16 protein-coding genes are annotated in these 12,771 nt (G+C 69.1%); 15 read left to right on the forward strand and 1 reads right to left on the reverse strand.

Annotated elements, in window-relative coordinates:
• Nucleotides 1-6 precede the first annotated feature (6 nt).
• From OIE69_RS43925 to OIE69_RS43995, 15 genes are all read left to right on the forward strand, one after another.
• The gene (locus OIE69_RS43925) at nucleotides 7-411 is read left to right on the forward strand and encodes an RRQRL motif-containing zinc-binding protein (protein WP_326581883.1); all 405 of its coding nucleotides are present in this window, start codon (nucleotides 7-9) and stop codon (nucleotides 409-411) included.
• A 115-nt stretch (nucleotides 412-526) separates the two neighbouring features.
• Nucleotides 527-1,390, forward strand: coding sequence for a DUF6919 domain-containing protein (locus tag OIE69_RS43930; protein WP_392567712.1), 864 nt, complete (start codon nucleotides 527-529; stop codon nucleotides 1,388-1,390).
• A gap of 47 nt (nucleotides 1,391-1,437) precedes the next feature.
• Complete coding sequence (locus tag OIE69_RS43935; RefSeq protein WP_326581719.1) at nucleotides 1,438-2,055, forward strand: hypothetical protein; 618 nt, start codon at nucleotides 1,438-1,440, stop codon at nucleotides 2,053-2,055.
• Nucleotides 2,056-2,058: 3 nt separating this feature from the next.
• A complete protein-coding gene (locus OIE69_RS43940) occupies nucleotides 2,059-2,781 on the forward strand; it encodes a hypothetical protein (RefSeq protein WP_326581720.1) in 723 nt (240 codons plus the stop codon).
• 270 nt (nucleotides 2,782-3,051) lie between these two features.
• Nucleotides 3,052-3,729 (forward strand): GGDEF domain-containing protein, encoded by a 678-nt coding sequence (locus OIE69_RS43945; protein ID WP_326581721.1) that lies wholly within the window; start codon nucleotides 3,052-3,054, stop codon nucleotides 3,727-3,729.
• The gene (locus OIE69_RS43950) at nucleotides 3,726-4,067 is read left to right on the forward strand and encodes a hypothetical protein (RefSeq protein ID WP_326581722.1); all 342 of its coding nucleotides are present in this window, start codon (nucleotides 3,726-3,728) and stop codon (nucleotides 4,065-4,067) included. The genes OIE69_RS43945 and OIE69_RS43950 overlap by 4 nt, the downstream gene beginning before the upstream one ends.
• Nucleotides 4,064-4,987 carry an ATP-binding protein gene (locus tag OIE69_RS43955; RefSeq protein WP_326581723.1) on the forward strand — a complete coding sequence of 308 codons (924 nt, stop codon included), beginning with the start codon at nucleotides 4,064-4,066 and terminating at the stop codon, nucleotides 4,985-4,987. Before OIE69_RS43950 ends, OIE69_RS43955 begins: the two co-directional genes overlap by 4 nt.
• A 103-nt stretch (nucleotides 4,988-5,090) precedes the next feature.
• Nucleotides 5,091-5,672 (forward strand): hypothetical protein, encoded by a 582-nt coding sequence (locus tag OIE69_RS43960; protein WP_326581724.1) that lies wholly within the window; start codon nucleotides 5,091-5,093, stop codon nucleotides 5,670-5,672.
• A gap of 412 nt (nucleotides 5,673-6,084) precedes the next feature.
• Complete coding sequence (locus OIE69_RS43965; RefSeq protein WP_326581725.1) at nucleotides 6,085-6,549, forward strand: hypothetical protein; 465 nt, start codon at nucleotides 6,085-6,087, stop codon at nucleotides 6,547-6,549.
• Nucleotides 6,550-7,810: 1,261 nt separating this feature from the next.
• Complete coding sequence (locus OIE69_RS43970) at nucleotides 7,811-7,933, forward strand: hypothetical protein (protein ID WP_326581726.1); 123 nt, start codon at nucleotides 7,811-7,813, stop codon at nucleotides 7,931-7,933.
• A complete protein-coding gene (locus tag OIE69_RS43975) occupies nucleotides 7,933-8,286 on the forward strand; it encodes a WhiB family transcriptional regulator (RefSeq protein ID WP_326581727.1) in 354 nt (117 codons plus the stop codon). Before OIE69_RS43970 ends, OIE69_RS43975 begins: the two co-directional genes overlap by 1 nt.
• A complete protein-coding gene (locus OIE69_RS43980; RefSeq protein WP_326581728.1) occupies nucleotides 8,283-8,669 on the forward strand; it encodes a hypothetical protein in 387 nt (128 codons plus the stop codon). Before OIE69_RS43975 ends, OIE69_RS43980 begins: the two co-directional genes overlap by 4 nt.
• Nucleotides 8,666-9,454, forward strand: a complete 789-nt coding sequence (locus tag OIE69_RS43985) for a hypothetical protein (protein WP_326581729.1) — start codon at nucleotides 8,666-8,668, stop codon at nucleotides 9,452-9,454. The genes OIE69_RS43980 and OIE69_RS43985 overlap by 4 nt, the downstream gene beginning before the upstream one ends.
• 721 nt (nucleotides 9,455-10,175) lie before the next feature.
• Nucleotides 10,176-11,216 (forward strand): hypothetical protein, encoded by a 1,041-nt coding sequence (locus OIE69_RS43990; protein WP_326581730.1) that lies wholly within the window; start codon nucleotides 10,176-10,178, stop codon nucleotides 11,214-11,216.
• Between the two features lie 2 nt (nucleotides 11,217-11,218).
• Nucleotides 11,219-12,031: a hypothetical protein gene (locus OIE69_RS43995; protein ID WP_326581731.1), complete on the forward strand. Its 813-nt coding sequence runs from the start codon at nucleotides 11,219-11,221 to the stop codon at nucleotides 12,029-12,031.
• A 192-nt stretch (nucleotides 12,032-12,223) separates the two neighbouring features.
• On the opposite strand, the gene OIE69_RS44000 is transcribed toward OIE69_RS43995, so the two are convergent.
• The gene (locus OIE69_RS44000) at nucleotides 12,224-12,664 is read right to left on the reverse strand and encodes a hypothetical protein (RefSeq protein WP_326581732.1); all 441 of its coding nucleotides are present in this window, start codon (nucleotides 12,662-12,664) and stop codon (nucleotides 12,224-12,226) included.
• Between the last annotated feature and the right edge of the window lie 107 nt (nucleotides 12,665-12,771).

The following is a 12,771-nucleotide window of genomic DNA, read 5'->3' on the forward strand; positions in this document are numbered from 1 at the left end:
ACCGGTGTGATATCCCCGGGCGGTGCCTTACCCGTCTACGACTGGGGCAGCATCGACCGCGACGCGTTCGCCACACGACGCCAGCTTCGTGCACGAGGACTGCGCCCTGGCGGGCACGATCCAGTTGCCCAGCTTCGCTGCCGGAAATGCCTTGGGCTCACCCGCCACTGCACCCGCATGGCGTGGCTGTACCGGATCGATCTGGCGCTGCCGAAGCTGCCTATGACACCAGCCAAGCGCCGCGCACTCGCCCGAGCGATGAGGGCTCGGCGCGAGTGCCCGGTCTGCGAACGCGTCTACATCTTCTGCCTGCCGCTGAAGACGTTGGGGTCGTGTCTGGAGTGCTACGACGGCACACCAGCGGACCCCGCTCACTACACGGCGCCCGGCGAGACGGTCCTGGCGGCCTAGCGCCGCCCACCTACGGCTCGGGGCGGCCGCCGGCTTCCAGGCCCGGCCGCCCCGATGCCACCTGTCAGCCACCATGAGCGAGGCGAAAGTCATGATCAAATTTCGGCTTCCTGGGATGAGCCGTTCCGACAGAGAACGATGGCGAGCGGCCCGAAGCGTCCCCGACCTGGGACAGGCCATGGCCGACTGGCTCGAAGGCACGATCGAAAGCCAGCCCAACTATCCGCCGGGGTACGGTCCTGATCCGGAGACCGCGAGCATTCGTGAGGTCCTCGCTGCCACCAACCGCAGCGGATACCTCACGATCGGTTCGCAGCCCGGCGTCGCCGAGACCACCCCGGACGGAACGGTCTGGAGGCAGCATGCGGCGGTCGAAGGCTTCGTCGACGACCCTGACCTCTTGCAACGCCTGGTCGACGCCGCCGAGTACGCCAACTTGACGATCATCCTGCACGAGCTCGGCTGCAGGCCGGGCACTGGCGGACAGACCGTCACCACCCGTAACGGGGCGCCCACGACAGACTTCGGCAGCGCGCTCAGCCGACGCGAACTGGTCGGCATCTGGCGCGGCTGTCACCGCGACGCGGTGGCCGCCGTCGCCGACGCGATGCAGGTCACCATCATCGACCCGGCCGACGAGCCGAGCGACCGCCTGTGGACAGTCCTGCAACGTGCCCTGCCGCAGCCAGCGACCTGCCCTTGCGGCTGTGTCACCTATGCCTTCGGATCCTGGCTCTGCAGCCCGCAGTGCTCCGGTATCACGAACCCCGGCGACGGCCGCTGCGAAGCCTGCCGAGGATTCGTCGACGACGGCAGTTCCCTGACGGCAGCCGGCACCAGCAACCGCCGCAAGTGTCAGTCGTGCGGTGCCCCGGTTGGCACCCGCCGCCCCTACTGCTCCTACAGCTGCGAGATCGGCCAGGTCACCGCGTCCTCTCCGCTCGTCATCAGCAGGCTCTGCGCCCAGCCGCGGCCCTAACAGCAGCAATCCCGGTTCCACAACGACTACGGAAAGGCACTCGCAACATGAAAGGCAACGCCTTACGCCACCGTGCGTTCCGCATCGGTTCCGCAGCCCTGACCCTCTCCACCAAGATCGGCGCTGTCAGCGCTGCTGGCTTCCTCAGCGTCCCCGTGTTCCAGGCCCTCCCCGAATCCTGGGCACTCTCTCAGCGCGTCTTCATCGTGGCCGCAGCAGCGGCGGTGATCAGCGCCAAAACCTACACCGTCCTGGGGGACTACCTGGTGCCGGTGCGTCGACTCCTCGCCCGGGTGACGGCACGCCCGCAACCGTGCCAGGACCGGCTCACCCTTGCCGAAGCGATCCGGCTGACAGCGACAGCAGCCAAAGCCGATGCGGCAGCGCGTGCGGCCATCGCGGCGTTCACCCTGGACCGCAGCGACCACTTCCTCCGGAACCCGCGTGGATGGCACGGGTCGGAGAGCGGCGAAGCCGCATTCCCCTTGGGCCCGGGAGTGACGCTGCACTACGACGGAACCGATCCCCGGCTGGCCCAACCGCAGTTCTCCCTGACCATCCTGGGGAAAACACCCGTGGCGGTCAGCACCCTGCCCGAGCTCCTCGCGCTGCTCACGCACCTGGCTCACCAGGCCGCGCCGGTCGTCGTCGTGGAGAGGGTCTGACGAATGACCATCTTCTACGTAGCCACACGCCCCGACGGAGTCATCCCAGCCAGCGCGGACGCCCGTACACCGGTGAATCTGTCCGTATCCGTCGGCCGAACGGTCATCCATCCGAACCAGTCCCTCATCCGGTCCAGCCACGCCCCGTTCAGCTACTTCTCATGCACCAGCGAAAGCGGCGAGGTGCTCGAGGGGTACGAACTCTGGCCGGCGCGCCTGTTCATCGTCGAGCCGGTCGGTGAGACCAGCACGCCGGATCCGCAGTTTCGCCCGTACCTTCAGGCCACACATTCCATCCGCGTGGTGGAGGAGACAGACCATCGGCGGGCGCTGGGACCGCGAGGGCACGAAGTCCTGACCGCAGTCGAGAACCTGCCCCAGCGGATTCACCAGTGGGCCCAAGCCTGGGACACCAATCCGCTGTCCACCTACCGGGCCCTGGAGGAGTGGCGACTGCCGCCCAAGGGTGCGCCCATGGGCGGCGGTCAAGCCCAGAATTCCGCTCTGGAAGCCGCATACGCGGCGCGGCGCGGAGCCGCGCACTCCACAGCGCAGCGACTCGCCGTATGGACGACGAAGTCCACCTGCCGTGGGACCCCGTTCACGCTGCGGGCCGTCGAGTACGCCTCAACACGCGCGACCAACCTGGTCACCGCAGAGCTCCTTCGCGATCGGCTCCCCATCGAGGTGACACGCAAGCTCCTGGCAGAGGGCCTCGACATCTGAGGGGCCCGGCACCAGCCGGCGCTCACGGCCGGTTCATCGAGAGAGCCGCCGCCTTGACAGCGTTCCGTGGGCGTCGACCACAGTGCGGGCTCACGAGCCCAGCGGTCACGCAAGCGGGCGCCGAGGACGGTTCTTCACACGGCACGCATCTGTGCGCAGGCCCATACGCGGTCTGCAGCGCCCCGGGGACGGACGGCATTGGCCTGGAAACCCGTCGTCCGCCCCAGGGGCTTCCCCTCCCGTATCACCGACACGAGAAGGACCATCAGTATGGCCAATTCCGCTAGCTTACGGGCGCTGCCGGGGCTCCTTCCCGCGGCTGCCGCCGTCCTGCTTCTTGCCGCTCGTGTGGCAAACCTCGAACGCCGTCTCCACCAGGCGGACCGGTGCGATCTGACCGGCGCTCTCCGCAGGAACGTCTTCACCGTCCGCGCTGAGCAGTTCCTCGACCGGTACGGCGACAACGCCCTGATCGCCATGGTCGACGTCGACGCCTTCAAGCAGATCAACGACACCGCCGGCCACGCGGCCGGTGACCAGGTCCTTGCCCAGACCGCAGCCCGCCTCAGCCAGTGGGCTGGCAGCCGAGGCATCGTCGGGCGTCTAGGGGGCGACGAATTCGTCGTCGCGACCTACGCCGGGCGAAACCGACGTGTCGCCCGCCTGCAGCAGCTTCAGCGGCTGCTGTGCATGCCGGTGCCCCACGGTGTCCACCACTCGATCGACGTGTCGGTGTCCATCGGTTCCGCCACCAGCGACACCATCAAGAACGCCACCTACTCGCGTCTCCTGCGCGCAGCCGATGTCGCCTTGTACAGGGGCAAGCACTCGGGCGCACCGATGGTCGCGGTGGCCAGCGACGCCGAAGTGCCCAGCGTCAACGGACGCCGCCTGGGTCGTCCCGGTACCGCCCTGCTCACCGCCGCGGCGGGGGGCGACGCCCGATGACGGAGCGCCTGCAGATTGCCAGGGCGGCCGCGGGCATCATCCGGCTCGGCAGCCAGCAGCTCGAGGACATCCTCGCCAGCGAAGGCATCAACCCGCAGGAAGCAGCGGCGGTGCTGCGTGAGGTGTTCTGCGAGAGCGACCCTGGCGGCGGGGTCCTGGGCGCGGTAGCGCAGTTGCTCACGACTGCTGCGGGGACGGCCGATCGCTTGGATGCGGATGGTGACGGAGACGCCTCCTGCCCGCTACAGGAAGCAGCCGGCTTCATCGCGGGTGCGACCGGCGACCGCGTTTACGCGGCTACTCGCGTCTTGGACCCGGAGGGTGAGCGAACGCCATGACCCCGTCCTTCGAAGTGCCCGACCCGGGGTTGATCGTCCTGATCGGCCCCTCCGGCTCCGGCAAGTCCACTCTGGCAGCGACGTGGCCCGACACCGACATCTTGTCCCTCGACACCTTCCGCGGCATCGTCAGCGGCGACCCTGGCTGCCAGGACGCCACACCTCAGGCCGTAGCACTGTTCGACATCGCGCTCGAATGCCGGATGCAGCGCCGGGTCCGCACCGTCCTCGACTGCACCAACGTGGATCAGGCTCACAGGGCCGGACCGGTGGCCGCTGCCAAGCGCAATGGGATGCCCACGGCCGCAATCGTGATGAGCACCCCGTGGTCGGTGTGCGTCGACCGGCAGCAGTACCGGCCCGCGAACCGGCAGGTGGACCAGGACGTGGTCCGGGCTCAGCACACGGCCATGGTCCACAGCACTCGAGATCTGGCCGGTGAAGGCTTCGACCACGTCGTGTACTCCGACGCCCTCTACCGCCTGGAGCCCTTCCTGCAGCGGCTCAGCCAGCAGCGGGAGGCCGACCTCGGCCGCGGCTGCCACCGGGGGCTCGGCGACCTCCTCGTGGTCCAGCGCTTCTTCGGCCCGCGGCTCGTTCCGCTGTGGAAGTGGAAGGACGGGTCACGCCTGGCGGAAGGCGACCGCGTCGCTGAGGTCCGCATGGGCCAGCAGTACCTCACCCTCGCCTACCGGCAGAACGTCGACGACGAGGGCGGCATCGGGTTCGACGTCCGGGTTCCCTGCCCTGTCGACGACGAGTGCGCGGGCACCGCGTGGGCTCCGGCCTACAGCGTCACCGACCTGTACCGGGCCCTGACCGGCGACATGGACCGGGACCCCGGCATCACGTGTTCGGTGCACGGCTGCGTCGAGCCCGAAGACGACGACGAGGCACCCCGCCCGGAAGCCCTGCTCTGACAAGCCGCCCTTGTGGCCCCCTGCCACTGCTGCCGCAGTGGCAGGGGGCGACCGGTAGGCAGAGACAGGACCTCCTGCGCATCACGAAGGAGGAAGCGCACCCATGACCGTGATCCAGCTCCGTCCCCCACAGCCCCCGGAGCAGCCCGAGTACATCCAGGGCGCTCCCGAAGATCCCAGCCCCATCGCTGCCCTGTGCCGCAGCGTCCGCACCGTCGACCTTGCCGAACGAGCCCGCGAACGAGACGAGGCCGCGGCATTCAACGCCGTGCTGACCGCCGGCGCCGTCCTGGTCGGCAGCTTCCCCGACACCCTCGCCGCGGTCGTCCCGAACCTGTCGTGGTCCGGATTCGTCCCGCTGCCCGAGCAGGGCCTGCCCGCCAGTGCCGTCGCCTTCCTCGGAGCGGCTGACGCCGTCGCCGGATGGTGGCTGCACTACAGCGCAGACGACAGCGGCCGCGGCGAACGGCACGTGCTCACGCTCGTCGTGCCCTGCTCCTGCGGCACCTACTTCGAGCAGAACGTCGACGACGAGGACGCCCTCGGCAACATGCTCGCCGAGCTCCACAGCGAACCGGGCGCGCCCGTGGACTGCGATGCCCGCCTGCTGATCCGTTCCACCAGCCGCGACAACCCGCACGACAGCACTGTCACACCCCAGCTGAAGGCGACCCCCACGCCGTAGCCCGGCGCACCCCGGGCTTCGACATCCGGCGCCTGCAGACATCGCAACTGCTCGCCCCAACACCGGGACGGCCGCACTCGGCCTGGAAACCAGCCGGCCGTCCCGGGCCCCACCCCGCGCCAGCGGAGAAGGAGCACCTCATCATGCACGTCCCCACAGCCGTCACCAAGCCCCGCAACAGCGGAGCCGTCAGAAACGGACGCACCGGTCGGTCGTCCCCCATCCCGCTCAGCCAACTGTGCAGCCCGTGCCGTCTCAGCTGGGCCGGTGCCGAGGCTGACTGCAGCAGCTGTGGCCTACCCGGCCGCTGTGCCGGACGGGGCTCCTCGCTGCAGAGCCTGATCGCCCAGATCACCGCCAACGCCCCCAAGGGCGAGGCTGCCACGAGCAGTGCGGGGAGGACAGGGACCGCATGAGCACATTCACGCGCTACCTCAACGAGCTCATCGGTGGGCAGGCACTGGGCGACCACCTCAGCGCCGCGATCAGGGAGCTGCAGCACCGCACCGGCGCCTCCTACGCTGAAGTCTGCGACGAGGTCACCGAGCGCCTTGACGCTGGCGACCCGGCGATCCTGGCGGCGACACGGCAGACATGGGTCCGTCGCGGCAGCGTCGCGACGATGGCCGCCCCGCACGCGCGGCTGCGGATCCTGGAGCGCACCCAGGATGGCGTTTTCGTGGTTCCCCTCGACCCCAGCGGCGCTCAGCACACGATGCCGCCCGGAGACGAGTGCGCCGTGGACGGCGGCGGATTCGACGCCAGCCTCGATCTGCTGGCTAACTACGAGCTCACAGCTTGGCAGCCGTTCGAGCACTTCCTACCCACGTGCGGCAGCCTCAGCGATGTGCGCCCCGGGCGGGACGGAACGTCATGACCGCGCGTGCCGTCTGGCCCTCGCAGGACACTCATCCGGCCCTCCACCGGTTCCTGCCGGAAGCCGCAACAACCGCGGTCTGTCTTCGCCCCCGCAGGCTTTCCAACCCCCGTACGGCAGTGGATGCCGTGGACGCCGGGCGGCGGGCATGTCATCTCGCCAGGGCGGCGGCGCGGCTATGACCGGCGAACCCGTCTCGCCTTCCGGCCTGTCCGCCGACCAACTCGCACGGCTGATTCAGGAGGGAATTCCGACCGGTCTCGGCCGGTACGCTCTCCCGCCGAAGCCCCGCGTCCAGACCAGCGTGACGAGAGAGCAGGCGGCCCGGAACCGAGCGGCTCTGGAGGCTGCTTGCGCGCCAAGCCGGGCACCCAAGGTAAGCGCAGCTCGCGCGCTGACCCTCCGGCCGCCGTGGTCGGACTGCGTGGCCTTCGCCGGCGCCCGCGTCGCGAACCACCCTCGGCCCCTGGCATTCCGCGGACTGGTCCTGATTCACGCTGCCCTCACCGTCGACGCCCCGGCCCGTCACAGCGCGGCTGTCACCGGTGCTCTCCCCTCCGACCATCGCTTGGTCCGGGGCGCCGTGGTGGCAGTGGCGGAACTGGATGGCTGCCACCTGGACGACGGATGTTGCGCCCCTTGGGGAGAGCAAGGGCAGTATCACCTCTGCCTCACGAACGTGCAGGCACTGATCACGCCGTTCGCGTGCGACGGTGCTCGGTCACCGTGGAAGCCGACGCCCAGGCTCCTCGCGGGCATCGCCCAAACGTCGGCCTCCGCCCACGGCATCATCGAGCGCTTTACTCGGGCCGGCCAGGTCTATCAGGACCGTCAAGCCCTACCGAGTCAGGAACGACTTGCGCTGCAGCTCCTCAGTGAAGGCGTCCGCGCCAGCGTGATCGCTTTACGGACCAACGTCACTGCCCCGCAGCTGTACGCGATAGCCGCCAAGTACGAGGTGACAGCGCCCTGCGCCACCTCCGAGGGCGCCAACTGCCACCTGGCCCGCGGCGAGGAGCCGTGCAGGCGGTGCCGCCACGCGATGAGGCCCGCACCACGCACCAGTGGCGGCGCCACCCGCCAAGCTCCTGCCACCAGTTCCAGGCGCCTTCGCGCGGTGTGAACAGCCTTGGCAGAGCGCGCCGCGCTACGCCCGACGGCTCCGGAAACAACGCACGCCGCCCGGGCAGCCGCCAGGCCTCGCAAACCAACGGCAGCTGTCCCGGGCGAACGTCCACCTCAGTGAGAGGACCCACCCATCATGCCCACCGCTTCCCAGCGCCGCATGCCGCGCTCGCGAAGGCACACCACCGCGACCCTCGCGAAGACGCTGCCCGGGCACCGCTCTGCCCAGCCCATTTTCGAGTGCGAGGAGTCCGTCTGATGGCCGGCAGTACAACGATCGTCGAGAGCAACTACGTGCCGGTGCCGCGCTCCACGGGCTCGGAACCCTGCCGAACGAACCCCGACGCCTTCTTCCCCGAGGACTACAACGACACCAAGGAACTGCGAGCCGCCAAGCAGGCCTGCGGCGGCTGCAACCTGAAGGAATGGTGCCTGCTCTGGGGACTCGCCAACGCAACGGGACTCGCCAAGAACGGAGTCATCGGCGGCACAACACCCAAGGAGCGCAAAGCGTTCGACAAGCGGCTGCACCAGCGCCTCAGTGAGGAGGAGATCGCCCGCCGCTTCAAGCGACAGTACGAGGCCCTCACTCGGAAGGGCCTGGCCCAGTGACCGCGCCCTCCAACGCGACAGCCGAAGACGAACGTCCCCGCCTGTCAGCCGCTCAGGCCGTCGCCCTGACGCTGCTGCGCGACGGCTCCCCCGCTGCGACGATCCAGCGCCGCACCGGCATCGCTCTCCAGGGTCTGTACCCGCTGGCCGTGGCCTGGCAGATCACTGCCCCCTGCGGCACTGTCGAGGGCGCCGAGTGCCACATCGCCCGTGGCGAGGACACCTGCAAACCTTGCCAGCGAGTGAAGGGCAAGGCCGATGCGCAGGCCCGCGCCCAACGGAAGATCAGGGACACCCGCCGACAGGTCACCGCCACGCGGACGTCGCATCGCCCGCAAGCCCGCAACGGCCGGCCCCGCAGCCGCCACGGAGCCGCCACGTGAGCAATCTGCCCTACGCACTCATGCTGGAAGGCATCGTCAGCGGATCTCCCGTAGCCTTCGACGACGGCGCCACGGCTCGATTCCAGATGGTCATCTCGCCCACCGGCGACGAAGCGACAGAGATGATCCTTCCCTGCGTGGTCACCGACCTGGCCAAGGCCGCTCTCGAACTCAACGACGGCGACTTCGTTCGGATCAGCGGAGACCTGATCCTGGCCGAAACCGACGAACTGTGGATCGAGGTCCTCCTCCTCGAACGGATCCAGGCCCTCCCCCAACCCACCGCGACGGACACGGCACACACGGCCTGCCACGTCCTTCGTGAAGTCGAATGGGAAGCCTTCGTTCACCGCGACGTGCTGTCCGGCGCCGCGCCCGGCACGGCCTGCATCCGGCTGTACGTCTCCCCCACCGCGGACTACGTCGACGACCTCATGATCCCCTGCCAGGTCACCAACCCTGATCAGGCAGCCCTCGCACTGACCGAACTCCAGGACAGAACGATCGTGCGCGTCTGCGGTGACGTCTGCCACTCCGCTATCAGCGGGGCGCTCTGGTTGAACCTCCAGCAGATCGAGATCGTGGGCGCTCCCGCCCTCGACGCAGTCGGCGACGGGCAAGCGTCCCTGGAAATCCGCGACCACATGTACGTCGTGACTGACCTCGGCAACAGCTACCTCTCGGTCTTCACCGTCGCCGGTGACTGGGTCGGCTACGCCTCCGGCCGCGATGACGTCAACACCAAGATCGAGGAATACGAGCACAAGGCGCTCAGCGACACCTGACCCTCACCGCGCCCGCCCAGGCGGGCGACGAGGCCGTTCCAGATCACCGACCAAGCGCCGCCACCCCCGCCCTCGGCCCGTCTCCCCTCGGGCTGAGGGCGGCCGCATGTCGGCTGACAACGCAGGAGCACCGTTCATGCTTTCCAGCGCCCCACCGCCCCCTCCCGCCGAGACGTTATCGGCAACGCCCCCGCCACGGACCGCCACCGGGGCGAGCACCCCCACCTCGGAGACCCCGCACAGGGACCCGGCACTACTGGCCCGGGACCTGCGCGCCGCCGAAAAGGAACTCGCCGAGCGGCGAAACGACAGGCGGCTCATCGCAGCCTTCATCTGGAACCCGGAACACGACGAAGCCGCTCGCCGGGCCATCGCTCAGATCCTCAGCATGCCTGGGCCTCCCAACACCACGGAAGCCCAGACCTCTGCGGAGGCGGCCGGCGGAGACCTCGGGCGTTAGCGCGCGTGAACCGTCCCGCCGCGAACCCGCGCCGACAGGCGGGATCGCCTCGGCGACTTGCGCGCCTTGAAGCCGCAAGAGTCACAGTCCTCTCAAGCCGCCGCACGGCCCGACTGGATGCCACGCACCAGCAGTACACGACGGCCATTGAACGGTGCCAGGCCGCGATGAAGTTGACGCAGACGCCAGTGCCCGTCGGGCCGGTCGGGCGACCTCCCCCGGACGGAGAACAACCGTCCCCCCATCCGAAAGGACACACGCATGCATCTGCTGTCTCGACCCGTCGCCCCCGGAGTGTTCGATCAACCTCCGGCGATAATCCCGACGGACCCCGCCGAACTCGGCCGACTGATCGACAACACGCCCGCCGCCGACCTGGGGGCGCTCTACGCGCACCTGGTGCAGCAACTCGGCTGCCACGTGCAGGCGGAGCGCCTCTGGACCGAGGCCGGGCCGTTCATGCTCGAATGCCGCAACGACCGACCCACCAGCCTCACCGACAAGCAGATTGCGGATCTCCGGGAGCGGACGCGCCGCGAGACCACCTCGTTCGCGGATCCGAAGATCGTGCACAAGCCGGGCCCGACCTTCCACAGCCGCGAGTGGGCGGAGGCCATCATCGGCGGGCAGCTCACCGCGATGACCTGGCCCGTGATGTACCTGCTCCATATCGCCATGGAGGCTGAACCCGAGCCGCCCATTACCCGCAGGCAGGCCGCCGAGATCGCCGAGCGCGAGCGCCAGGCCGCGGCCTCGCAGGAGACCCGGGACCGCCGGGGCGACCAGGTCGCACAGCGCCGGGCCTCCGAAGCCAATGCCTACGCGGCCGCCCTGCGCACTTGCCTGGTGAAGGTCGCCGTGCGCGAGAACCCCCACGGGCGGATCCGTAGCGGTGTGCGGGAGTCCGTGCGGCACGCCGTGCCCGACATGGACGCGGTGTCCGGCCGTAACCGCCAGCACCGTGCCGACCGCGCCCTGTGCGAGGACATCGGCCGCACGAAGCCGCTCAATCTCAACGACGAGGCCACCGATGAGCCCGTGACGTGCGTCCGCTGCCTCATGCACGTGGCGACCCTCCGGCCCGTGGGCACCACGCCACTGGCCCCGGCCAAGACCGGGCCGAAGCGCCCCACTCGGGCGCAGCGCGACCTGATGGACCACATCGGGGACGGGCGGGCTGTGCGCGACCGGTACTACATGACCGAGCGCCTGGAAGCCCTCTCCGTGAAGGGCTGGGCCGTCAAGGTCGACGGCAACCGCTGGGAGCTCACTGACTGCGGCCGTGCCGCGCTGGAGGCCTGAGCGTGGCCGGCACTCGCATCCCCCACCGGCGCCCCAAGTCACCCACCGCGGCGCTCAGCGCACTCCAACTCGAAGCCCTGCAGCTCATCAAGGACGGCCGGGTGCGCTACGTCAGCGTCCCCGGCCGCCCGGGCCAGGGCAGCTACCGCACGGCCGACGGAGCCACCGTCCCCACCCGCGTCGTGCTGACCCTGCACAACGAGCGCCTGATCAAGCATGGCGACAGGCAGCACAACGGCCCCGAGTGGTTCGAGCCGGTCGGCGCCACCATGCAAGGCGACCAGGTGCTACGCCGGGGCGCGGCCGGGGCCGCGAAGACCGCGAAGAAGAAGGAGGACAGGGCGAGGGTCGCCGCAGCGCGCGCGGCCGCCGCCCTCCTGCCCCCGCCGGAGGTCGACGTCGTTCCCCTGGTCGCCCAGGTACCCGGGGCCGGCCGCGTGTGGGTCCTGTCCGTCCCGCCCGTGGAGCTCCTCAACGCCAACGACCGCCGTATCTGGCAGGCCAAGCGACCCCTGGTCGAGAACCTGCGCGCGATCGGCAAGAAGCTCGCCACTGCGGCGCGTATCCCACGCTTGCGTGCCGCGCACATCTTCTACGTCGTGCACCTCAACACCCATGCCAGCAAGGGCGACCCCGCCAACTGGTACGACTCGGCGAAGGCGCTCCTCGACGGCATCGTGGACGCCGGAGCTCTGCCCGACGACTCCGACGGCTACGTCATCGGCCCCGACCCGCGCACCGGCCCGCGCTTCCCGCTCTCGGGTGGCCGCCTGAGCATCGTCATCATCGAACTCCCCGAAGGGATCCCGGCGTGACCGCCCCTGTCAATGTGCACGGGGCACAAGACGCGCACCCTGCACGCCGCCCTCGCCGTCGTCGCCGGCCACCATCCGCGCGGCGCCACATCTTCTGAGACACCGACCCTGACCGTCCCCGTGCCATACGGCCGCCGCGCATCCACTCACCGGCGCGACGGTGGCCGTCGTGGCAGGCGAATCTCCCGCGGACTACCTGGGAGACGTGAACGAATACGTGGCTGAGCCCTTGAAGAACTTGTAGTCGTCGAGCTTGCCGAGTTCGAACTCGTACGTCCCTGCCGGATTCGAGCCAACATTGAAAACGACCTTGTCACCTGCGCGGCACCTGATCTTTTCGCTGGATACAACGTAATTGAAGCCGTCAGTACGTCGCAGCAGTACAGTCATGTCCCCGTTGGGGCGGTTGCATTTCTTGACCTTGAATTGGATGGCGCCGCCGCCGATTTTGAACTCCGGGGTAATCCACAGGTGCTGATAGTCGAAGTTGACCGTTCGACTGTCCGCGTGGGCTTGCGCTGCCTGCGTGAGGGCCAGAGCCGCGACACAACAGGCGGTGACAGCAGCGCGAGCCAGGTGCCGCACCACGGTAGGCGTCCGGCACATACGGTCCTCTCCCTGGTACGAAGTCATGGGCTCATCGTCTCGGACTGCTTGCGACTGAGGATTCACTACACGGCGACTGCCGCGCGTCCGCTCCTGAACACCCGCCAGAGCCAAGGGCTGTGCCTCCATTGGAG

The organism is Actinacidiphila glaucinigra (genome assembly GCF_035918135.1).
Lineage (GTDB): Bacteria > Actinomycetota > Actinomycetes > Streptomycetales > Streptomycetaceae > Actinacidiphila > Actinacidiphila glaucinigra.